The organism is Nocardioides ochotonae, assembly GCF_011420305.2.
In the GTDB taxonomy this organism is placed as follows: domain Bacteria; phylum Actinomycetota; class Actinomycetes; order Propionibacteriales; family Nocardioidaceae; genus Nocardioides; species Nocardioides ochotonae.
Genome location: NZ_CP061769.1, coordinates 2,689,526 through 2,710,293, shown reverse-complemented (window position 1 = coordinate 2,710,293; position 20,768 = coordinate 2,689,526). Strand labels below are relative to the sequence as shown.

The 20,768-nt window shown below is 72.8% G+C and carries 18 protein-coding genes; 9 read left to right on the top strand and 9 right to left on the bottom strand.

Annotation, left to right across the window (positions count from 1 at the left end; translation table 11 throughout):
- Positions 1 to 8: 8 nt before the first annotated feature.
- Positions 9 to 1,559 (top strand): RNB domain-containing ribonuclease, encoded by a 1,551-nt coding sequence (locus HBO46_RS13150; RefSeq protein ID WP_166140790.1) that lies wholly within the window; start codon positions 9 to 11, stop codon positions 1,557 to 1,559.
- A 3-nt stretch (positions 1,560 to 1,562) separates the two neighbouring features.
- On the opposite strand, the gene HBO46_RS13145 is transcribed toward HBO46_RS13150, so the two are convergent.
- Together HBO46_RS13145 and HBO46_RS13140 are read right to left on the bottom strand one after the other, a co-directional pair.
- Positions 1,563 to 4,037: a SpoIIE family protein phosphatase gene (locus HBO46_RS13145; RefSeq protein ID WP_166140789.1), complete on the bottom strand. Its 2,475-nt coding sequence runs from the start codon at positions 4,035 to 4,037 to the stop codon at positions 1,563 to 1,565.
- 169 nt (positions 4,038 to 4,206) lie between these two features.
- Complete coding sequence (locus HBO46_RS13140; RefSeq protein WP_166140788.1) at positions 4,207 to 4,785, bottom strand: TMEM165/GDT1 family protein; 579 nt, start codon at positions 4,783 to 4,785, stop codon at positions 4,207 to 4,209.
- A 333-nt stretch (positions 4,786 to 5,118) separates the two neighbouring features.
- Between HBO46_RS13140 and HBO46_RS13135 the strand changes: the two genes are divergently transcribed.
- Both HBO46_RS13135 and HBO46_RS13130 read left to right on the top strand, forming a co-directional pair.
- A complete protein-coding gene (locus HBO46_RS13135) occupies positions 5,119 to 6,015 on the top strand; it encodes a hypothetical protein (RefSeq protein ID WP_166140787.1) in 897 nt (298 codons plus the stop codon).
- On the top strand, positions 6,012 to 6,359 hold the full coding sequence (locus tag HBO46_RS13130; protein WP_166140786.1) for a TraR/DksA family transcriptional regulator: 348 nt from the start codon (positions 6,012 to 6,014) through the stop codon (positions 6,357 to 6,359). The genes HBO46_RS13135 and HBO46_RS13130 overlap by 4 nt, the downstream gene beginning before the upstream one ends.
- Positions 6,360 to 6,502: 143 nt before the next feature.
- On the opposite strand, the gene HBO46_RS13125 is transcribed toward HBO46_RS13130, so the two are convergent.
- The gene (locus tag HBO46_RS13125; protein ID WP_166140785.1) at positions 6,503 to 6,688 is read right to left on the bottom strand and encodes a hypothetical protein; all 186 of its coding nucleotides are present in this window, start codon (positions 6,686 to 6,688) and stop codon (positions 6,503 to 6,505) included.
- A 251-nt stretch (positions 6,689 to 6,939) separates the two neighbouring features.
- Here HBO46_RS13125 and HBO46_RS13120 point away from each other — a divergent pair, with 251 nt between their 5' ends.
- Complete coding sequence (locus tag HBO46_RS13120) at positions 6,940 to 7,341, top strand: Hsp20/alpha crystallin family protein (protein WP_166140784.1); 402 nt, start codon at positions 6,940 to 6,942, stop codon at positions 7,339 to 7,341.
- Here HBO46_RS13120 and HBO46_RS13115 read toward each other — a convergent pair.
- The 4 genes from HBO46_RS13115 to HBO46_RS13100 all read right to left on the bottom strand — a co-directional run bounded on the left by HBO46_RS13115 (position 7,322) and on the right by HBO46_RS13100 (position 11,697).
- A complete protein-coding gene (locus tag HBO46_RS13115; protein ID WP_166140783.1) occupies positions 7,322 to 8,323 on the bottom strand; it encodes a universal stress protein in 1,002 nt (333 codons plus the stop codon). The two genes, HBO46_RS13120 and HBO46_RS13115, sit on opposite strands and share 20 nt — an antisense overlap.
- A 218-nt stretch (positions 8,324 to 8,541) precedes the next feature.
- Positions 8,542 to 9,465, bottom strand: a complete 924-nt coding sequence (gene arcC / locus HBO46_RS13110; RefSeq protein ID WP_166140782.1) for a carbamate kinase — start codon at positions 9,463 to 9,465, stop codon at positions 8,542 to 8,544.
- Between the two features lies 1 nt (position 9,466).
- Positions 9,467 to 10,468, bottom strand: a complete 1,002-nt coding sequence (gene argF / locus HBO46_RS13105; protein ID WP_166140781.1) for an ornithine carbamoyltransferase — start codon at positions 10,466 to 10,468, stop codon at positions 9,467 to 9,469.
- Positions 10,469 to 10,473: 5 nt separating this feature from the next.
- Positions 10,474 to 11,697 carry an arginine deiminase gene (locus tag HBO46_RS13100; RefSeq protein ID WP_166140780.1) on the bottom strand — a complete coding sequence of 408 codons (1,224 nt, stop codon included), beginning with the start codon at positions 11,695 to 11,697 and terminating at the stop codon, positions 10,474 to 10,476.
- A 159-nt stretch (positions 11,698 to 11,856) separates the two neighbouring features.
- On the opposite strand from HBO46_RS13100, the gene HBO46_RS13095 reads away from it, so the two are divergent.
- Positions 11,857 to 13,395, top strand: coding sequence for a YfcC family protein (locus tag HBO46_RS13095; RefSeq protein WP_166140779.1), 1,539 nt, complete (start codon positions 11,857 to 11,859; stop codon positions 13,393 to 13,395).
- A gap of 57 nt (positions 13,396 to 13,452) precedes the next feature.
- Here the strand turns inward: HBO46_RS13095 and HBO46_RS13090 are convergent, their stop codons facing one another.
- Positions 13,453 to 13,689, bottom strand: coding sequence for a hypothetical protein (locus tag HBO46_RS13090; protein WP_166140778.1), 237 nt, complete (start codon positions 13,687 to 13,689; stop codon positions 13,453 to 13,455).
- Positions 13,690 to 13,944: 255 nt separating this feature from the next.
- Here HBO46_RS13090 and HBO46_RS13085 point away from each other — a divergent pair, with 255 nt between their 5' ends.
- Positions 13,945 to 14,625, top strand: a complete 681-nt coding sequence (locus tag HBO46_RS13085; RefSeq protein WP_166140777.1) for a response regulator — start codon at positions 13,945 to 13,947, stop codon at positions 14,623 to 14,625.
- Positions 14,626 to 14,905: 280 nt separating this feature from the next.
- Positions 14,906 to 16,483: a sensor histidine kinase gene (locus tag HBO46_RS13080; protein WP_166140776.1), complete on the top strand. Its 1,578-nt coding sequence runs from the start codon at positions 14,906 to 14,908 to the stop codon at positions 16,481 to 16,483.
- 49 nt (positions 16,484 to 16,532) lie between these two features.
- Here HBO46_RS13080 and HBO46_RS13075 read toward each other — a convergent pair whose 3' ends face one another.
- Positions 16,533 to 17,381, bottom strand: coding sequence for a universal stress protein (locus HBO46_RS13075; RefSeq protein WP_166140775.1), 849 nt, complete (start codon positions 17,379 to 17,381; stop codon positions 16,533 to 16,535).
- A 246-nt stretch (positions 17,382 to 17,627) separates the two neighbouring features.
- On the opposite strand from HBO46_RS13075, the gene HBO46_RS13070 reads away from it, so the two are divergent.
- Entirely contained in the window at positions 17,628 to 17,897 is a 270-nt protein-coding gene (locus tag HBO46_RS13070; protein ID WP_166140774.1) for a PepSY domain-containing protein, read from the top strand.
- A 123-nt stretch (positions 17,898 to 18,020) separates the two neighbouring features.
- On the top strand, positions 18,021 to 20,738 hold the full coding sequence (locus tag HBO46_RS13065; RefSeq protein WP_207950107.1) for an HAD-IC family P-type ATPase: 2,718 nt from the start codon (positions 18,021 to 18,023) through the stop codon (positions 20,736 to 20,738).
- Positions 20,739 to 20,768 lie beyond the last annotated feature (30 nt).

Below are 20,768 nucleotides of genomic sequence, written 5' to 3'. Positions count from 1 at the left end.
GTGCCGTCATGCCGTCGAGTCGCGTCGTCCGGGTCCGCAGCCTCCACGAGGGAGTGGCGGCTGCGTCACTGCGCGCGGGCATCGAACGGATCCGGGCCGAGCTGGGGGTGAGCCCGGACTTCCCGCCCGAGGTCGAGGCCGCCGCCCGCGCGAGCGCCGCCGCGCCGATGCTCCCCACGCTCGACCGCACCGACCTGGCGATGCTCACCATCGACCCGCCCGGCTCCCGCGACCTCGACCAGGCCCTGCACATCGCGCGTTCCGGCGACGGTTACCTCGTGCACTACGCGATCGCCGACGTGGCCGCGTTCGTGCGCCCCGGCGACCCTGTCGACCTCGAGGCCCGGCGCCGCGGCGAGACGCTGTACGGCGCCGACGCGGCCGTGCCGCTGCACCCCCGGGTGCTCTCCGAGGACGCGGCGTCGCTGCTGCCGGACCGGGTCCGCCCGGCGCTGCTGTGGACCATCGAGGTCGACGCCGACGGGGAGGGCACGGACGTCCTGGTCGAGCGGGCGCTGGTGCGCTCGCGGGCCCAGCTGAGCTACGCCGAGGCGCAGGAGCAGATCGACGCCGGAACGGCGCCGGAGTCGCTGCGGCTGCTCGCCGAGCTCGGTCCGCTGCGCCTGGCCCGGGAGGCGGCCCGGGGCGGGGTCTCGCTGCCGTTGCCGGACCAGGAGATCTCCGTCGACGGCGAGCACTGGCGCCTGAGCTTCCGCCGCCAGCTGCCGGTCGAGGAGTGGAACGCCCAGCTCTCGCTGCTCACCGGCTTCGCCGCGGCCACGCTGATGCTGCACGCGCAGGTCGGTCTGCTGCGCACCCTGCCGCCCCCGGCGCCGCGCGACGTGCTCCGGCTGCACCGCACCGCGCACGCCCTCGGCATCGCCTGGCCCGCCGAGCTGCTCTACCCCGACTTCATCCGCACCCTCGACCCCGCCCGCCCGCACCACGCGGCGATGGTGGTGGCCTGCACGCGGCTGCTGCGCGGGAGCGGGTACGCCGCGTTCGACGGCGAGCTGCCCGCCCAGGCCCAGCACGCCGGGCTCGCCTCGGAGTACGCCCACGTGACCGCGCCGCTGCGCCGCCTCGGGGACCGGTTCGCCGGCGAGGTCTGCGTGGCGGTCTGCGCGGGCCGTCCGGTGCCGGACTGGGTGCGGGAGGCGCTGCCGACGCTGCCGGGCCTGCTGCGCGACTCGGCGCGCCTCGCGGGCGCCCACGAGCGCGCCGTGCTGTCGCTGGTGGAGGCCGGGATCCTGCACGAACGGGTCGGCGAGGAGTTCGCGGCGGTCGTGGTCGACGTCGACGACGAGGACCCGCGCCACGGGGAGGTCACCATCGAGGAGCCCGCGATCGAGGCGACGCTGCGTGCCGAGGAGGACCTCGCCCTCGGCGCGGAGGTGCGGGTGCGGCTGGTGTCGGCCTCGGTCGAGGAGCGCCGCATCGAGCTGGCACTGGTGCCGGGCACCGCCACCGGCGGCGCCCGGGGCGCCGCCGTGCAGGAAGGTGACAGGGAGCAGGCAGGCGCCGATGAGCAGGCGGCCACCTCCGGTGGCGACGCCTAGGGCTCAGCGCAGCCGGATCACCAGCAGCGCCACGTCGTCCTCGCGGCGCTCGGGGCGCATCCGGGCGAGCAGCTCGTCGCAGCCCTCCTCCAGACCCAGGTCGGTGAGATCGCCGAGGGTCTCGGCGAGCCGCTCGATGCTCTCGTCGATGCCCTCGTCACGCTCCTCCACCAGCCCGTCGGTGTAGAGGAGCACGACGTCGCCGCGGCCCAGGACCACCTCGGCGTCGACACGCTCGACGTCGGGGGCGAAGCCGAGCAGCAGGTTGGGCTCCTCGGGGGCGAGCACGGCGACGGTGCCGTCGCGCTGGATGAGCACCGGCGGTGGGTGCCCGGCGCTGCTCCAGCGCAGCCGGGCGGTGCGCGCGGCGACCTCGGCCGGGGTCTGCTCAATGCGAGCCACGATCGCGGTGGCGGTGGTGCCGAGGTCGAGGGTGTCCATGGCCTGGTCGACGCCCTGCAGCACCTCCGCGGGGCCGGCGCCGGTGTGCACGGCGATGCCGCGCAGCAGGCTGCGCAGCTGGCCCATCGCCGCGGCGGCGGCGATGTCGTGGCCCACGACGTCGCCGATCACGGCCACGGTGCCGCCGTCGCGCTGCACGAACGCGTCGTACCAGTCCCCGCCGACCTGGGCGGCCTGCCCGGCCGGCTCGTAGCGCACCGCGATCTCGAGGTGCTCCGGCTCCGGGGGAGCGGTCAGCAGGCTGCGTTGCAGACCCTCGGCCAGCGCGCGCTGCTCGCCGTAGAGACGGGCGTTGTCGATGGCCAGGCCGGCGCGGGTCGCGATCTCGCGCATCGTGCGCTGGTCGTCCTCGCTGAAGCCGCCTCGCTCCGCGCCGCGGAAGGCGGAGACCAGGCCGACCGTGCGCCCGCGTCCGCGCAGCGGGACGACCATGCCCGAGGACGGAGCGAGCGCGCGGAGCAGCTCCCGGGCGTCCTCGCTGGAGAGCACCCGGCTGATCGCGAGCGTCGCGTCGCGGTGGATGAGGACCGGTTGGGCGCCCCCGAGCGCCTGGGCGACGAACGACTCGTCGCTGAGCGCCGGGATCCGCGCCGCCGCGTAGCGCTCCACGATCGGGAGCATGTCGGGGTCGGCGTGCCACCAGCCGACGTCCTCGAGGCGCTGGCGCCAGTCGGCGGGGCCGTCCTTGACGAGGGTGACCAGGCACCAGTCCGCGAGCTCGGGCACCAGCAGGCGCGCGAGCCGGGCGACCGCCTTCTCGGCGTCGAGGGTGCCGGTCAGTGCGTCGCTGACCCCGGCCAGCAGCTCGCTGCGGCGTACCGCCTCGTCGAGGAGGGCGTCGGAGTGGCGTCGCGAGGTGATGTCGTTGAAGTACACCGCGAGGCCGTCGGAGTGCGGCCAGGCGCGCACCTCGTACCACGCGTCCAGCGGCGGCGGGTAGTACGCCTCGAACATCGTGGGGTGCCCGGACTGCATCGCGCCGCGGTAGTGGGTCTCGAAGTCGTTGCCGATCGCGGCGGGGAACAGCTCCCAGATCACCGCGTCGTTGAGCTGCTCGCGGCTCTTCTGCAGCACCCGCTCGGCCTCGGCGTTGACGTAGGAGAAGCGCCAGTCGGGGCTGAGCTGGAAGAAGGCCGTGGGCATGGCCTCCAGCACGCGGGTGAGCCGGACCTCGCCCGCGTGGGCGGCGGTGGTGTCGAAGACGGCGCCCAGCACGCGGCTCGGGGTGTGCTCGGGCCCGGCGAGCGCGCGGCCGCGCGCGGTGATCCAGCGCACCGAGCCGTCGCTGAGCTGCACCCGGAAGTCGGCCGCGTAGTCCCCGCAGGTGCGCACGGCCTCGCCGAGCGCCTCGCGCACGCGGCTGCGGTCCTCCGGGTGCACGAGCTCCTCGAACGCCTCGGCGGTGCGTCCGAAGTCGGTGCGGTTGGTGCCGTGCAGCTCCAGCATCCGGAGGTCGCCGTCGAAGACCCCGCTGCTCAGGTCCCAGTCGAAGGTGCCGATGCCCGAGGCGGCGACGGCGAGCCGCCCCATCATGCGGGTGTCGTCGCGGGCGGCGCTCAGCTCGGCCAGCTCGACGTCGGCCACCACGAGCGTGACCAGGTGCTCGAGGAGATGGCAGTCCTGCTCGGTCCACGCACGCGGCGCGGCGTCGAGCACGCCCAGCGCGCCGAGGACCCGTCCGCTCTCGCTCACCAGCGGTACGCCGAGGTAGGCGGCCACCTCGCCGGCGCGCACGCAGGACAGGTCGGCGCTGCGCGGATCGGCCGTGGCGTCGGGGAGCACGAGCGGGGCGCCGGCGGCCAGCACGAGCCGGCCGAGCGGCTCGGCGTCGGGGCCGGCGAGGTGCTCGCGGTCCGGCTCGTCGAGTGGTCCGGGGACCGGGACGGCGGCGGGCGCGGCCCGTAGGTCGTCGGCGAGGACCACGTGGGCGCGGGGAGCCGCGAGCAACCGTGCGGCAAGCACGACGAGCCGGTCGACCCCGGTCAGCGAAGTGACCTCAGCTCGTCGCTCAGGCACCCGGACAGGGCCGGGATCCTCCGTGGTCATTCATGCCTCTCGTCGGCGGCGCAGTCGTCGTCGCCGGAGGCACCCGGCGTCTGCGCTCACCCTTTCATACCGCACGGGCGCCCGACGCCGAACGGGCCGGTCACCGGGCCTGTCACTGGGCCCGTCACTGGGCCTGTCCTCAGAGCGCGATGACGCCCTCGGCGATCAGCAGCACGCCGAAGATCGCGAAGAGCGAGGCGGCGCCGTACTTGATGACCTTCTCCGGCAGCTTGCGGCCGAGCAGGGCGCCGACCAGGATCGCGAGCGCGTCGGCGGCGACCATCCCGACCGTGGAGCCGATCCAGGTGCCGAGCCAGCCCTCCTGGGTGGCCAGCGTGATCGTCGCGAGCATGGTCTTGTCGCCCAGCTCGGCGAGGAAGAACGCGACACCGACCGCGAGGATCGCCGCACCGGTGGCGGTGCGGGCCTTGTCGGCCTCCTCCTCGGTGAGCTCGTCCCCTCGCAGCGTCCAGGCCGCGAAGCCGAGGAACGCCACGCCGGCCACGATCCCGATCCAGCTCTGGTAGTCGGCGAACGCGTCTCCGATCGCGAACCCGATGCCCACGGAGGCGAGGTGGACGATCGCGGTGGCGGCGGTGATGCCGATCAGCACGTCACGGACGCGGTAGCGGGCGGCGAAGGTCATCGCCATGAGCTGGCTCTTGTCGCCGAGCTCGGCGATGAAGATGACGGCGGTGGACAGCAGGAAGGCGGACATCGGTTCCTCTCGGCACGAGGCCGAGGGCGACCCGCGCTGCGGGGACGTCTCTCGACCAGGCACCCTCAACGGGTCGGCAAACTGGTCGAAAGTCTCGTCCGCCACCGGGGTGGCCTTCCGCACCGGACCCGGAGGTCAGCATGTCGACGCGGCTGTTGGGGACTACTCCCTTTCGCCGACGACGCTAGCACGCGACCGATCCTCGCGACGGGCCCGGCGGGGGCCGCCCCCGTGGTCTTGGCCACACCCGCGGGCCTCCCCGGCGGTGGTCGCGGCAGGGGGTGATCAGGCCCACGTGCGTGCCGAGCCGCGGCCGGTACCGTCGAGGGGGATATGGCTGAGGAGAACCACGACCGACTGGACATCGACTGGGTACGCACGACAGCCGGGGCTCTCGCGGCGGTGTCGAGCGCGGTGCTGCTGTCGACGCTGGGAGCGGCGGGGACCCTGATCGGGGCCGCGCTGGGCAGTGTGGCGGCGACCGTGACCACCGCGCTCTACAGCCAGGGCCTGGCGCGCTCGCGTCAGAAGGTGGCGGCGGTCCACCAGCAGGCCCTGCAGAAGGTGGGCATCGCGCAGGCAGAGGTGCACCTGGCGGCTCAGGACCCTTACGGCTCCGTGGCCCTGGACGACGCCGGGGAACGGCTCGCGGAGGCGCGGGCCGAGCTCGACGAGGCCGAGCAGGCCGATGCACGGCCCTGGGGGGAGCGGCTGCGGGCGCTGCCCTGGCGCCGCATCGGCCTGTACGCCGCCGGCACCTTCGCCGCGGCGGTGGTGGTGCTGAGCGCGATCGAGGCGCTCCTCGGCAACCCGGTGTCCTCCTACACCGGCGGATCGGACAAGGGCGGCGGCACCTCGATCAGCCGGCTGGCCGGCTCCGACGGCAAGGGAGACCGGAGCGACCGGGACAACGACACCGACCGGGACGGGTCGGACCGGGACGGCTCCGGCGGGTCGGACCGCGAGGGCGGCGCCCCGCAGGACCAGGACGGCACCACCCCGTCCGACGGCACCAGCGACGCCCCCGACGAGGGCTCGGGATCGAAGCCGACGCCGCCCCCCACGCCGACGCCCACCCCGACCCCCACCCCGACGCCGGGCGACGGGGGCGCCACGCCCGGCCAGACGCCGCCGACGGGGACCCCGACCCCGACTCCCGACCCGTCCGGGGAGCCGCTCGGCGACGGGCGCGTCCCCTCCGGCGTCCCGGGCGAGAGCCTCGTGGAATGAGCGAGGACGTCGGGGCGCGGCTCGCGGCGGAGCGTGAGGCGGTGCTGGGCCGGCTCGCCGGGCTCCGAGACGACCGGGAGAGGTTCGTGGAGGCCTCGCGTGACTCCAACGCCGACGACGAGCACGACCCCGAGGGGCACACGATCGCCTACGAGCGCTCGCAGGTCGACACCCACGTCCGGCTCGCGGAGCGGCGGCTCGCGGAGATCGACGCCGCGCTCGAGCGGGTGGCGGCGGGCAGCTACGGCGTGTGCGAGAGGTGCGGCGGGACGATCCCGGCCGAACGCCTCGCCGTACGCCCGGCGGCGAGCACCTGCGTCGCCTGCGCGACCCCGCGCACCTGAGGGGCACGGCGTCGGGGGGAAACCTCGGCCGTGCCCCTCAGCCCGTCTGCCGGCGTGTCACGCAGTCCGCGTCGGCAGACAGGTCCGCGCTGCCGTGACCAGCGCGGTGATCCCCAGCGGTGGAGCCGGATCGCTGCCGCGGCTCATGCCATCCCCGTGACCGTCTCGATGAGCAGGTGGAGGAGCCGCACCAGGAGCGCGCCCACGGCGGCACCCAGCAGCACGCCCAGCAGCACCAGCAGCATGAGGCCCCCGGTGGCGGTCGCTCGGCGGTGTCGCTCGAGGAATCCCGCCCCGGTGCTGTCGGGGGAGTCGTGTGCTGTGCTCACACCCTCACCCTCGGGGCGCGCTCGGGGGCGGAGCAGGGCCCGATGGCGCCGGCCGATGAGGACCTTGGACTCTCCAGCGGGTGGTCGGGGACGGCGCCGCCCCGCCGCGCGGCCGCGGCGCCCGGGTGCTCGGCGGTGTCCCGCAGCGAGGCAGAACGCCCGGCCCGCGCGGGACGTTCTGCCCTGCCGCGGCAGGTCGGGGGCCGTTTGCCTGACCGGGGAAGGACGCCCACGACGAGAGGACCAGCGTGATGAGCAAGCAGCTGCAGCGTGACAACCAGTCGCTCTTCGCCGAGCTGATGGGGTGGATGAACTCGACGCTCGACGAGCCCCAGGTCCGGGTCGAGGAGTGGGTGGAGGAGGACCGCAGGTTCATCCGGATGGACCTCCCGGGGATGGACCCGGACAAGGACATCGAGCTCACCGTCGACGGCGGCATGCTCCAGCTGCGCGGCGAGCGCCGTGCCGAGGAGCGCCACCGGCACCGCACCGAGATCCGCTACGGCAGCTTCGCCCGCTCCCTCCCGCTGCCTCCCGGCACCCGTGCCGAGGACATCTCGGCGGACTACGCCAACGGGGTGCTGACCGTGTCGATGCCGGCCGGCGACGCCGGGGGAGCCCGCAAGATCCCGATCAGCCGCACCGGGGCCTGAGCGTCGCCGCCGCCTCGGCCGGCGCGCCGGGACCGAGAGCGGTCCCCGCGGTGCCCGGCGCGCGGGTGGGCGAGTTCACGACCAGCACCGGGCAGCCGGCGCCGCACATCAGCAGGCGGGTCAGCGGCCCGAGGTCCGACCCGAACGGCAGCACCGGCCGGTGTCGCCCGACGACGACGACCTGGGCTCGTTCGGCGGCCTCGACCAGGACGCGGTCGGGGCGGCCGTGGCTGACCGTCAGCCGCGTGTCGACGTCGGGGAACTCCGCGAGCACGGCGGCCAGCTCCGCGGTCAGGCGCGCGTGGCGGCGCGCGCTCTCGGTGGTCCCCGTGGCGTGGGCACGGGCCAGGTCGTCGTAGGCGTCGCTGTACCACCACCCGTGCACCGCCTCCGCGCGGGCGCCGCAGCGCCTTGCCTGGGTGAGCCCGGCACGCAGCACCTCGCGTGCCTCGGTGGGTCCGCCTGCGATCGCGATGACGACCGGCGCGGTGGTGGTCCCCGGGCTCCAGCGGGGCGGGACGACGGCGACCGGCGCGTGCGCGTGCGCGGCCACGGCGTTGGCGACGGTCATCGCGCTGAGCGAGGCGGCGCCGCGTGCGTGGCGCCGGCTGAGCACGACCAGGTCCACCTGACGGCTGTCCTCGACCAGCACCGGTACGACGGGGCCGTGCGTCAGCCGGCCGCGCACCGCGGGACCGCTGCGGCCGAGTGAGCGCCGGGCAGCCTCGACGGTCCGCTCCACGATGCCGCCGGGTGCATGGGCGGGGACGTCACCCTGCCCGATGACGACCCCGCTGATCGGCCCGGTGAACGACCCAGCGATCGGCCCGGCTGGCGGAAGGAGGGCAGCGGGCCCGGGTCCCACGTGGACCACCTCGATGTCGCAGCCCCGTCGTACCGCCTCCTGGGCGGCGAACGCGACGCCGACATGGTGGTCCTCCACGCCGCCGACCGGCAGCAGCACCGTCCTGGCCCGCCTCACCGCGGGATCACCTCCCGCACCGGCCGGGCGAGGGATCGGCGGCCTCGGCCGTGCCGAGGCCACCGGCGATGTCGAGCTGATCGCGCATCAGGCTCCTCGTGTGACTGCCGACAGGCGGGGGCTCGCCCGCGCATGCAGGCTCGCCGGACGCCGCTGCCGCCCGGCCGAAGGAGGCCGGACGGCAGCGTCCGCCACACCTGCGGCGCGGCGGGTGTCACTCAGTCGCGGTAGCGACCGGTCGTGGTGACGATGGTGCCCGACTTGCCGTCGAGGATCGCGGAGGCCTCGTCGAGGCTCCCGATCGCCGCCATGCCGCCGGTGACCTCGACGAAACGGCACGCCGCCTCGACCTTGGGCCCCATCGAGCCCGCGGCGTACGTCACCTCGCGCAGCCCGGGCGGCGTCTCGCGGTGGATCGGCGCCTGGTTGGGCGTGCCGAAGTCCTTCATCACCGCCGGGACGTCGGTGAGCACCATCAGCACATCCGCGTCGAGGGCCTCCGCCAGCACGGAGCTGGCCAGGTCCTTGTCGACCACGGCCTCGACACCGCGCAGCTCGCCGACCTCGTCGCGCACCACCGGCACTCCGCCGCCGCCCGCGCAGATGACGATCGCGCCGCTCTCGAGGAGCAGCCGGATCAGCCGCGTCTCCACGATGCGCTGGGGACGGGGCGACCCCACGACCCGGCGCCAGGAATCGCCGTCCTGACGGACCTGCCAGCCCCGCTCCGCGGCGAGCTTGTGCGCCGTCTGCTCGTCGTAGGTCTCACCGACGAACTTGGTGGGGTTGTCGAAGGCGGGGTCGTTGGCCTCGACCAGCGTCTGGTTGATGATCGCCGCGACCGGCTGCCGCGGGATCTCGTTCTGCAGGGCCTGCAGGAGCCAGTAGCCGATCATCCCCTGGGTCTGGGCGCCCAGCACGTCGAACGGGTACGGCGAGGTGAGGCGCGGGTCCGAGGCGCTCTGCAGCGCCAGGACGCCCACCTGCGGGCCGTTGCCGTGCGTGATCACCAGCTCGTGCTCGTCGGCGAGCGGCGCCAGGGCGGCGATCGCTCGGCGGACGTTGGCCTCCTGCACGTCGGCGTCCGGTCGCTGACCACGTTGCAGCAGCGCGTTCCCGCCCAGGGCGGCCACGATGCGCATGTCAGTCTCCCAAGGTGGCCACGAGCACGGCCTTGATCGTGTGCATGCGGTTCTCGGCCTGGTCGAAGACGATCGACGCGGGGGACTCGAAGACCTCGTCGGTGACCTCGAGGGCCTCCATGCCGGTGCGCTGGTAGATGTCCTCGCCGACCTTGGTGTGGCGGTCGTGGAACGCCGGCAGGCAGTGCAGGAACTTCGCCTGCGGGTTGCCGGTGGCCTCCATGACCTGGGCGGTGACCTGGTACTCGCGCAGCAGGCCGATGCGCTCGTCCCAGACCTCCGCCGGCTCACCCATCGAGACCCAGACGTCGGTGTAGAGGAAGTCGGCTCCCTCGACCCCGGCGCGGACGTCCTCGGTCTGGGTGATGCGGGCGCCCGTCTCCTGGGCCCGCGCCTTGGCGGCGCCGAGGACCTCGGGGGTGTTCCACAGCGCCTTCGGGGCGACGATGCGCACGTCCATGCCCATCATCGCGCCGGTGACCAGCAGCGAGTTGCCCATGTTGTTGCGGGCGTCGCCGAGGTAGGCGAACGTGATGTCGCGGTCGTGCTTGGCGGAGTGCTCGCGCATCGTAAGCATGTCGCAGAGCATCTGGGTGGGGTGCCACTCGTCGGTCAGCCCGTTCCAGACCGGGACCCCCGAGTACTCCGCGAGGGTCTCGACGTTCTCCTGCCGCGATCCGCGGTACTCGATGCCGTCGTAGAACCGGCCGAGCACGCGGGCGGTGTCCTCCATCGACTCCTTGTGGCCGATCTGGGAGCCGGACGGGTCGAGGTAGGTGACTCGGGCGCCCTGGTCGAAGGCCGCGACCTCGAAGGAGCAGCGGGTGCGCGTCGAGGTCTTCTCGAAGATCAGCGCGATGTTCTTGCCGCTCAGCCGGGGCTGTTCGGTCCCGGCGTACTTCGCCTGCTTCAGGTCGGCGGCGAGGTCCAGGAGGTAGGTCCACTCCTTGGCGGTGAAGTCCAGCTCCTTGAGGAAGCTGCGGTGTCGCAGGTTGAAGGCCATCGCGATCAGATCCCTTCGCGCTCGAGCGGGCAGCTCATGCAGCGCGGTCCGCCACGACCGCGGCCGAGCTCGTTACCGGCGATGGTGATGACCTCGACCCCCTTCTTGCGCAGGTAGGTGTTGGTGGTGACGGCACGCTCGTAGGCGACGACGACACCGGGACGCAGGGCGAGCACGTTGCAGCCGTCGTCCCACTGCTCGCGCTCGGCGGCGTGCACGTCCTGGACGGGGGTGAGCACCCGGATGTCCTTGAGCCCGAGAGAATGCGCGATCGCCTTGTGCATGTCCTCCGGAGGGTGAGAGACGACCTTCAGCTCTCCGTCCTTGTCGCCGCGCGTGATCGTGTAGGACGGCAGCATCCCGAGACCGGCGTACTTGGTGAAGGTCTCCTCGTTGACCATCGTCATGACGGTGTCGAGGTGCATGAACGCGCGGCTCATCGGCATCGACAGGGCCACGATGGTCTCGGCGCTGCCCTCCTGGAACAGCCTGCGGGCCAGCCGCTCGACGCCCTGCGGCGTGGTGCGCTCGCTCATCCCGACCAGGACCACGCCGCGGCCGATCACGAGGATGTCGCCACCCTCGGTGGTGGCCCCGCCGGCAGCGGTTCCCTCGCCCCAGGCCTTGAAGTCCTCGCCGGCGAAGAACGGGTGCCAGCGGTAGATCGCCTCGTAGTGGATCGTCTCGCGCATGCGGGCGCGCTTGCGCATCGCGTTGATCGAGACCCCGTCGTAGATCCAGGCCGAGGTGTCGCGGGTGAACAGGTGGTTCGGCAGCGGGGTGAGCAGGAAGTCGTTCTCCTCGAGGGCCTGGATGACCACGGAGGGCGGCTCCTCGATGCTCTCGAGCAGCTCCGCCTTGGTGAGGCCGCCGATCAGGATCTCGGCCAGGTTCTTGTCGGACATCGCGTTCAGGTGGCCGTAGATCGAGTCGATGGCCAGGGGGCCGTAGATGCGCTCGTCCAACGTGTGCTCGAGCACGTGCTTGCGTGCCTCGGGGATGGCGAGCGTCTCCTGGAGCAGGTCACCGAGCAGGTGCACGTCGATGTCGAGGTCGCGCAGCGTGCTCGCGAACGCGTCGTGCTCCATCTGGGCCCGCTTGACCCACAGCACGTCGTCGAAGAGGAACTCGTCCTTGTTGCTCGGTGTCAGCCGCTTCAGCTCCAGCCCGGGCCGGTGCAAGATCACCCGCTTGAGCTGCCCTACTTCGGAATTGACCTGGAGCGCCATGGCCCCTCCTTCTGCTTGGTTGGCTTCCCAGACAACGCCTGCACCGCAGCGACCATGAGGGTCCAAGGTCCCGCTGTGGGTATGACCCTCGGCAGGTCCCGCGCATGGTCGGCGGATGCTTCGTTGAGCAGGCTCATTGCCGAGCAGAGAGGCAGACCCATGGTTTCCTTCCGCCGTCGCCGTTCCGGGGGCCACGCAGCAGACACGGGTGACACCGAGCCCAAGTCCTTCCACTTCCCGAGTGCCCTCACGGTGCTCGCCGCGGTCACGTTGCTGGTCTGGCTGCTCGCCTTCGTCGTGCCGACCGGCAGCTACCAGAACGACCCGGACACCGGCCGCCCGATCCCGGGAAGCTATGAGGAGACCAGCAACCCGCTGACGCTCGGCGAGAGGTTCGGTCAGCTCTTCCTGGCCCCGATCAACGGCCTCTACGGCGTCATGAACGACGACGGCTTCGTCGGGCCCTACGAGATCGGCGAGCTGTACGGCGCCGCGGGGGTCTTCTTCTTCGTGATCGCCATCGGCGTGTTCATCACCATGTGCATGCGCACCGGCGCCATCGAGAACGGCATCGCGCGGGTCGCCTCGCGGATGAAGACCCGCAGCTCGGTGCTGATCATCGTCTTGATGATCCTGTTCTCCATCGGCGGCACCACCGAGGGCATGGCCGAGGAGACGCTCGGCTTCTATGCGTTGCTGATCCCACTCATCCTGGCGCTCGGGTACGACCGGATGGTCGTCGTCGGGGTCATCATGGTCGGCGCCGGCGTGGGGGTGCTGACCTCGACGGTGAACCCGTTCGCGACCGGCGTCGCCTCCGGTGCCGCCGACATCTCGATCGGTGACGGCATCGCCTTCCGACTGCTGATGTACGTCCTGCTGGTGCCGGTGGGGATCTGGTGGGTGCTCCGATATGCCCGGAAGGTCAAGGCCGATCCGGCCGCCTCCATGGTCGGGAAGGCGGAGGGCGACGACGAGGTGGTGGCCCAGGGCACCCGCGACGTGGGTGAGCTCAGCGGCCGCGACAAGCTGGTGCTGACCATCGTCGGCGTCACCTTCGTGTTCATGATCTTCTCGATCGTCCCGTGGGCGCAGGTCATCAACGGCCCGGAGGCGGAGAGCTACTCCTGGCAGCTGGACTGGTACTTCCCCGAGCTCGCCGCGCTCTTCGTCGCGATGTCGATCGTGGTCGGCCTGATCGGTGGCATGGGGGAGAAGGGCGTGACCGACACGGTGGTCTCCGGCGCCGGCGACTTCATCGGCGTCGGGCTGGTCATCGTGCTGGCCCGTGGGGTCACCGTGATCATGAACAACTCCGAGATCACGGGCACGATCCTGAACGCGATGGAGCAGGTCGTCGGCGACAGCTCGTCGTGGTTGTTCGGCGGGCTGATGTTCATCGTCAACATCCCACTGGCGTTCCTGGTGCCGTCCTCGTCGGGCCACGCCGCCCTGGCGATGCCGATCCTGGCGCCGCTCGCGGACTTCGCCGGCGTCGAGCGGTCGATGGTCGTGACGGCGTACCAGTCGGCCTCCGGGCTGGTGAACCTGATCACCCCGACGTCCGCGGTGGTGATGGGTGGCCTCGCGCTGGCGAAGGTGCGCTACGACCACTACGTCCGGTTCGTGATGCCGCTGATCGTCATCTTGTTCGTGGCCTGCCTGGTGCTGATCTGCGTGGGCTCGGCGATCTCCTGAGCTCGCTCGAGCGCTCCTGAGGCGGCGCTTCTGACACGGCGACATCGCGCCGGCGACTCATGCCGGCGCGATGTCGCCGTGTGCGTCGCTGGCGACGCGCTCGTCGAGCAGGCTGCGCGCGATGGTCTCGCAGAGCACGACGGGGTTGCGCGAGGTGGCCGCGCATCGCAGCACCAGGTGGTCGGCCTGATAGACCACCCGCCGGATGAGACCCGGGGCGAGGATGCCGCCGAACTCGGCGATCAGGCGTTCGGCCAGGTCGGTGATGTCGACCCGATGAGTGGCAGCGTCCACGCTCGTCTCCCTCCGGCTGCGATGAGGTGGGACGTCCAGCGTGGATCGACGCCGGCTCGTCGCCCAGAGACGAATGACCCGGCCGGGAGGGACCGGCGGGCCGGTGCCGGAGGCCGGTGCGCGATGACGGGCGGACGGCGTACGGCGGGCACACGGCAGGCGTGCTCCGCATCACCCAAAGTTGGGACCAAAGTCCCGTGCGGCCATGGCTCGCGGCCCGGGGTCGGGGCGTGTGACGCGTCTTACGGTCAGGTCATGTGGGACCCCTCCGCAGAGCCCGACCAGGAACCGCGCCGACCGGTGACGGTGTTCCTGCTCGATGATCATGAGCTCGTGAGGCACGGGATCCGCGGTCTGCTCGAGCGCGAAGGCGACATCGTGGTGGTGGGGGAGTCGGGCTGGGCGGGCGAGGCCGCGCGTCGCATCCCGGCACTGCGCCCCGACATCGCCATCCTCGACGTCCGGCTGCCCGACGGCACCGGGGTCGAGGTCTGTCGCCAGATCCGGTCCGTGGACCCCGGCATCGCGGCCCTGATGCTCACGTCGTACGACGAGGACGAGGCGCTGTTCGCCGCGATCATGGCCGGCGCGGCCGGCTACGTCCTCAAACAGGTCAAGTCGGCCGACTTCGTCGACACCGTCCGACGGGTCGCCGACGGCCAGTCGATGCTCGACCCGGCCGTCACCGCGCAGGTGCTCACCCGGCTGCGCAACGGCCCGCCAGAGGACCCCGTGACCAAGCACCTGACCCCGAAGGAGCACCAGGTCCTGGAGCTGGTGGGCCAGGGCTTCACCAACCGTCAGATCGCGGCCCGTCTCGGGCTCGCGGAGAAGACGACGAAGAACTACGTCTCCACGATGCTGGGCAAGCTCGGCGTGGAGTCCCGGACCCAGGCCGCGATCATCGCTGCACGTCAGGGCGTCGCGCCTCGATGACGTACGGCGGCGGCCCGGCCGTTGCTCGGGGCGTCCCACGACGTCGTCCGGCCCTGCGGGGCCGCCCGACCTGACCGGCGTCGCCGACTCCTGGAGATCCCGATCTCGGAGGTCTCCAAGGTCGGGGCGCGCGGTCATGCACGGCTGTTACCGTCGAGAACGGGCGTGGTCGACGTCGCCCGCGGCCCATTCGCATAGGAGTGCCATGCGAGACATCTCGGGAGAGCTACGCGAGGGACGGTCGCCCGCGACAAGGGACGACACCTCCTTCGAGGATCTGATGCGCCTCGCCGCGCAGCAGATCGACGGTCTGGAGGCTGAACCGGACCGTTGGCACCTGCTGCTGGACGCGGTGGTGACGATGGCGGCCGACCTCTCCCTCGAGGACCTCCTCGCCATCATCATCGCGGCGGCCGCCGACATCGCGCGGGCCCGCCACGCGGTGCTGGTCGTCGGGTCCGGGCGCCGTCAGCGCACCCTCGTCACCCACGGACTCACCGCCGACGAGGCCGCCGGCCTCGCCGCGCTCCCCGACGGGCTCGGCGTGCTGGGGTCACCGCAGGGCACCTACCTCGGCGTCCCGGTGCGCCTGCGGGAGAAGGAGCCGGGCACCCTCTTCCTCACCGACAAGCTGGACGGCTCGGACTTCACCGACCACGACGAGCAGATCGTCCTGGCCCTGGCCGCCGCCGCGGAGGTGGCGATCGACAACGCCCACCTGCGCGAGGACGCGCAGCGGCGGGAGCGCTGGCTGGCCGCAGCGGCAGACCTGACCACCGCCCTCCTGCGCCCCGAGGCCGACGCGGCCGCGTTGCAGATCGTCGCCGACCGCACCCGCGAGATCGCCGGGGCCGACGTCGCCTGGGTGGTCGCCGGCGGCGATCCCGCGCACCAGTCGCTGGAGGCGGTCTCAGGACTGCCGGCCGACCCCGACGTGATGGCCGGCCTGGACTTCACCCGCTCCCTGGAGCGTTGCGTGGCCGTGTCGGGCCGGCCGCTGACGGTGCGGTGCCTCTCGACCCATCCTCGCGCGGTCGATGTCGCCGGGGCGCTCGGCGGCGAGGGCGCCGGGCCGGGGATGGTGGTCCCGCTGCGCAGCGCGATCGGAGTCGAGGGTGTGGTCGGCCTGGCGTGGTGGAGCGACGTGGACCCTGCCGACGTCTCGCGGGACCCGACCATGCCGACCATGCTCGCCGAGCAGGCAGCGCTGGCGCTGCACGTCGCCCGCGCCCGCCGGGACCAACAGAGGCTGGCGGTCCTGGAGGACCGCGACCGGATCGCCCGCGATCTGCACGACCTGGTCATCCAGCGGCTGTTCGCGATCGGCCTGGAGCTGCAGGGCACGGCCGGGATCGGCGACGCCGAGGAGATGGCCAGGCGACTGGACACCACGATCGACGAGATCGACGTGACGATCCGCGACATCCGGCGCACGATCTTCGGGCTGCGGGCCAAGCCCGACGCCGGGGACCCGCGGGCCGTCGTCGCGGAGGTCGTCGAGCGGGCCGCCCGGATGATGCGGTTCCACCCGACCCTGGAGTTCCGCGGGCCGGTGCGGCTGCTGGGCTCCGACGACCTGCTCCCCGACGTGCTCGCGGTGCTGAGCGAGGCGCTGTCCAACGCGGTGCGGCACGCAGGGTCGGCGGAGTGCGCGGTGGAGGTCGGTGTCGGGGACGGGGTCACGGTGCGGGTGAGCGACGACGGCAGGGGGATGCCCGACGACGTCAAGGAGAGCGGGCTGGCCAACGTCCGGCAGCGTGCGGAGCGTCGCGGCGGCTCGCTGACGATCTCCTCGGCGGAGGGCCGGGGCACCAGCCTGCTGTGGTGGGTGCCGTCGCCAGACGAGGACCTGGCGTAGCGCGCCAGCGCCCGCGCGTCCTCGCGCGGGTCCGCTCAGGGGCGTCCGCTCAGATCCGTCCGCTCAGGGGTGGCGCGCTTCCGTCGGTGGTGTCCCGGTCGAGCGCCGAGACCGGCGCGTCGGGCACCACGATGACCGGGCAGGCGGCGCGCTGGAGCAGCACCCGGGTGACCAGTCCGAGCCCGGGGGGCACGCCGTCCGTCGTGCGTCGGGCCCCGATCAGGAGGGCCGTCGACTCGAGGGAGTGCTCCACCAGCGCCTGGACCGGCGGGACGAGCTGGATCTCGAGGTTGACGAAGACGTCGGTGCTCGCGCGCAGCCGGCCGAGCTCCTCACCGATCCGGTGGGACCACCGGCTGAGCACGGCCTCCGCCGGCGGCGAGCCGTCCGCGGGCAGGTGCAACGCCCAGGCGTGCACGACGCGCAGCGGCAGGTGGTGGGTCTCGGCGAAGCCGAGCGCCGCGCCCAGCAGACGGTGCGAGGTCAGCGGGTCGTCGACGGCCACGGTGATCGGCTGCCCCAGGGCCGGCGCGACGTGCCACCCCGGGGGCACGCAGGCCACGGCGGGGACGCTGGCGAAGGCGTCGAGGCGTCCGAGCGCCTCGAGGAGCGGGTCCACGTCGCTGCGCTGCACGACCACGACCCGGGCGTCGGGATCGGCGCGCAGCGCGGACTCCACGACCGGGCTCGGATGCAGCTCCGCGGTGATCTCGACGCCCGGGCCGGCCAGGGCCCGCGCGGTTCGCAGGGCCCGCTCCAGCGGCGGGGAGGGGCCCCGGTGCTCGCGGTGCCCGGCGCTCTCGTGGCCGACGATGCGCAGGCTGCTGCCGAAGACCTGCGCCTGACGCACCGCGAAGCGCAGCGCGGGGTCGAGGTCTCGCAGGGGGACGCTGAGCACGACGCTCGACGTCCGGGCTGGACGCGACACGATGAACCCTCACCTCGGATGTCCGGTAAACCCCCAACCTCTCGCGCACCGCGAAGGGGCAGCAGGGCCCCGGTCCGGTGTTCGTGGGGACCAACGTCCCACCGCCGACGGGCCCTGCTCGGCGCGACCAGTGACCCATGACTCCCCGCCCGCACGGCCCTCGACACGGTCGGCACCCGGGCCGACACTGGTGGTCAGTCGACCCGGGAGGCCACCATGCGCCGTACCGCTGCCGCCGCCGTCCTCGGCGCCGTCCTCGCCATGGGCCTGTCCGCCTGCGGAGACGACGACTCCGTGAGCCAGGAGGACCGTGACCGCGCCTCCGAGGCGGCGCTGGAGGAGGTCGGGGAGGGGCGCGTCACCGAGGTCGAGAAGGGGGACGGGGACGACCCCTACGCCTTTGCCGTCGAGGTGACACTCGACAACGGCGAGGACGTCGAGATCCAGCTCGACGAGGACTTCGAGGTGCTCAACCCGCGCCGCTGAGGCACCGGCAGAGTGCCCGCGCCCACGGGCCCGGGCCCCGGCCCGGTGCCGGACTGGACCTCTCCGGATGGGACCATCGGCCCTGTGCGAGACGCAGCGGCAAGGTTGACTCGGAGGATGGACGTGGAGACGGCTGACCCGCGCGAGCGGACCCATCACGACCTTGTGGTCGCGGACGTCCTGGCTCTCCTGCACACCGACTCCGCCGGGGGCCTGGCGCCCGAGGAGGCCGCCCGGCGGCTCACGGTCTACGGACCGAACCAGCTGCCGCGCCCACACACCACGGGTCCGGTGCTGCGCTTCCTGCGGCAGATGAACAGCCCCCTGGTCTACGTCCTGATCGCGGCCGGGGTCGTCACCTTCCTGCTCGGGGAGTACGTCGACTCCTCGGTGATCGCGGGCGTCGTGGTCGTCAACGCGATCCTCGGGTTCGTCCAGGAGTCCAAGGCCGAGTCGGCGCTCGACGCGCTGCGTGCGATGGTGCGCACCGAGGCCAGGGTCGTGCGCGGCGGCTCGGTGCGGACCATCGCCTCCGAGGATCTGGTGCCCGGTGACCTGGTGCTCCTCGAGGCGGGCGACAAGGTGCCGGCGGACCTGCGCCTGGTCCAGGGGACCGAGCTGCGCGCCGACGAGTCGGCCCTCACGGGCGAGTCCCTGCCGGTGGACAAGTCCGACGCGCTGCTGCCCCCCGACACCGTGGTGGCCGACCGGCGCAACATGCTCTACTCCGGCACCTTGGTCACCAACGGCACCGGGTCGGGCATCGCCGTCGCCACCGGCGCCGCCACCCAGCTGGGCGAGATCCACCGCCTGGTCGGCAGCGCGGACACGATGGCGACCCCGCTGAGCCGCAAGCTCGCGACCTTCAGCGCCTGGCTCACCGCGGTCATCCTGGCCCTGTCGGCCCTCACGTTCGTGGTCGGCGTGCTGCGCGGCGAACCGGCGGCCGACATGTTCGTCGCCGTGGTCGCGCTCGCCGTGGGCGCGATCCCGGAGGGCCTGCCGGCGGCGGTGGCGATCACGCTCGCGATCGGCGTCTCCCGGATGGCCAAGCGCCACGCGGTGATCCGTCGGCTGCCGGCGGTCGAGACCCTGGGCGGGGCCACCGTCATCTGCTCGGACAAGACCGGCACACTGACCGAGAACCGGATGACCGTGCAGACGGTGTGGACGAGCACCCAGGAGGTCCCGGTCGAGACCGGGGCGGCCGAGGTCTCGGACGACGGGCAGCGCCCGGAGATGCTCGTCGACGAGGCCCTGCGCTGGACGCTGGTCGCGGGCGCCAACTGCAACGAGTCCCGCATCGGCGAGGACGGGAAGGGCATCGGGGACCCGACCGAGACCGCGATGCTGGTCGCCGCCGAGCGCTTCGGCATCACCCCGCACGCGCTGCCCCGCTCGGGCTCCGTGCCGTTCACCTCCGAGCGGCAGTACATGGCCACCGTCAACGAGGACCCGTCGACCGGCCGCCAGGTGCTGCTGGTCAAGGGCGGCGTCGAGCGGGTGCTCGCGCGCTGCGCCACGCAGATGAGCAGTGACGGCTCGAGCCGCCCCCTCGAGGAGGACACGGTGCACGCGGCCGCCGAGCGGCTGGCCGCGAGCGGGATGCGGGTGCTGGCCACGGCCATCGCCCTGGACCCTGGTCCCGACGCCCTCGAGGACCTCGCGGCCGGGCGCGGCCACGGCCTGGTGCTCACCGGGCTCCAGGCGATGATGGACCCGCCCCGCGCCACCGCGCGGACCTCGGTGGAGATCTGTCGCAACGCGGGCCTCCAGGTCAAGATGATCACCGGCGACCACACGACGACCGCACAGTCCATCGCCCGCCAGATCGGGATCCTCGGCGAGGGCGCACCCAGCGGCGTACTCACCGGCACCGAGCTCGAGCAGCTCAGCGACGAGGAGCTGCCCGACGCGGTGGAGCGCACCTCGGTCTTCGCCCGGGTGAGCCCGGACCAGAAGCTCCGGCTGGTCGGCGCGCTGCAGGCCCGCCACCACGTGGTGGCGATGACCGGCGACGGCGTCAACGACGCGCCGGCGCTCAAGCAGGCCGACATCGGGATCGCGATGGGCGTCGTCGGGACGGAGGCGGCCAAGGACGCCGCCGACATGGTGCTGGTCGACGACGAGTTCGCGACCATCCAGGCGGCCGTCGAGGAGGGACGCGGCGTCTTCGACAACCTGACGAAGTTCATCGTGTGGACCCTGCCCACGAACCTCGGCGAGGGCCTGGTCATCCTGGTCGCGATCCTGCTCGGCACGAGCCTGCCGATCCTGCCCACGCAGATCCTGTGGATCAACATGACCACCGCCGTCGCGCTCGGCCTCATGCTCGCCTGGGAGCCGAAGGAGCCCGGGATCATGGACCGCCCGCCGCGCGACCCGCAGCAGGCGCTGCTGACCGGGCCGATGGTCTGGCGCACGGTGCTCGTCTCCGCGCTGCTCGTGGTGGGCTCGTGGTGGGTCTTCCAGTACGAGCGCGACGCGGGCACGTCGCTGGACGCGAGCCGGACCGCGGCGATCAACCTGTTCGTGACCGTCCAGGCGTTCTACCTGTTCGTGTGCCGCTCGTTGACCGGCGCCTCCTGGCGGGTCGGCCTGTTCACCAACAAGTGGCTGCTGGTCGGCGTCACGGTGCAGGCGCTCGCCCAGCTGGCGCTGACCTACCTGCCGGCGATGAACACGCTCTTCCAGACCGCGCCCCTGGGCTGGGAGACCTGGCTGCGCATCCTCGGCGTCGCGGTGGTCATCACCCTCGTGGTCTCCCTGGACAAGCGCCGCGCCATCCTCGCCGACCGGGCCGCAGCCCGGAGGGCCCTGGCCGGCCAGGCCGGCGCCTGAGGCGACGCCCGAGCCCAGCGCCGGGCTCGC

What these genes read in the sequence shown, in the direction of transcription:
- HBO46_RS13150 (WP_166140790.1), top strand. Translation starts at nt 9, where the DNA reads ATGCCGTCGAGTCGCGTCGTCCGGGTCCGCAGCCTCCACGAGGGAGTG.
- HBO46_RS13140 (WP_166140788.1), bottom strand. Translation starts at nt 4,785, where the DNA reads ATGTCCGCCTTCCTGCTGTCCACCGCCGTCATCTTCATCGCCGAGCTC.
- HBO46_RS13135 (WP_166140787.1), top strand. Translation starts at nt 5,119, where the DNA reads ATGGCTGAGGAGAACCACGACCGACTGGACATCGACTGGGTACGCACG.
- HBO46_RS13130 (WP_166140786.1), top strand. Translation starts at nt 6,012, where the DNA reads ATGAGCGAGGACGTCGGGGCGCGGCTCGCGGCGGAGCGTGAGGCGGTG.
- HBO46_RS13120 (WP_166140784.1), top strand. Translation starts at nt 6,940, where the DNA reads ATGAGCAAGCAGCTGCAGCGTGACAACCAGTCGCTCTTCGCCGAGCTG.
- arcC (WP_166140782.1), bottom strand. Translation starts at nt 9,465, where the DNA reads ATGCGCATCGTGGCCGCCCTGGGCGGGAACGCGCTGCTGCAACGTGGT.
- argF (WP_166140781.1), bottom strand. Translation starts at nt 10,468, where the DNA reads ATGGCCTTCAACCTGCGACACCGCAGCTTCCTCAAGGAGCTGGACTTC.
- HBO46_RS13100 (WP_166140780.1), bottom strand. Translation starts at nt 11,697, where the DNA reads ATGGCGCTCCAGGTCAATTCCGAAGTAGGGCAGCTCAAGCGGGTGATC.
- HBO46_RS13095 (WP_166140779.1), top strand. Translation starts at nt 11,857, where the DNA reads ATGGTTTCCTTCCGCCGTCGCCGTTCCGGGGGCCACGCAGCAGACACG.
- HBO46_RS13085 (WP_166140777.1), top strand. Translation starts at nt 13,945, where the DNA reads ATGTGGGACCCCTCCGCAGAGCCCGACCAGGAACCGCGCCGACCGGTG.
- HBO46_RS13080 (WP_166140776.1), top strand. Translation starts at nt 14,906, where the DNA reads ATGCGCCTCGCCGCGCAGCAGATCGACGGTCTGGAGGCTGAACCGGAC.
- HBO46_RS13070 (WP_166140774.1), top strand. Translation starts at nt 17,628, where the DNA reads ATGCGCCGTACCGCTGCCGCCGCCGTCCTCGGCGCCGTCCTCGCCATG.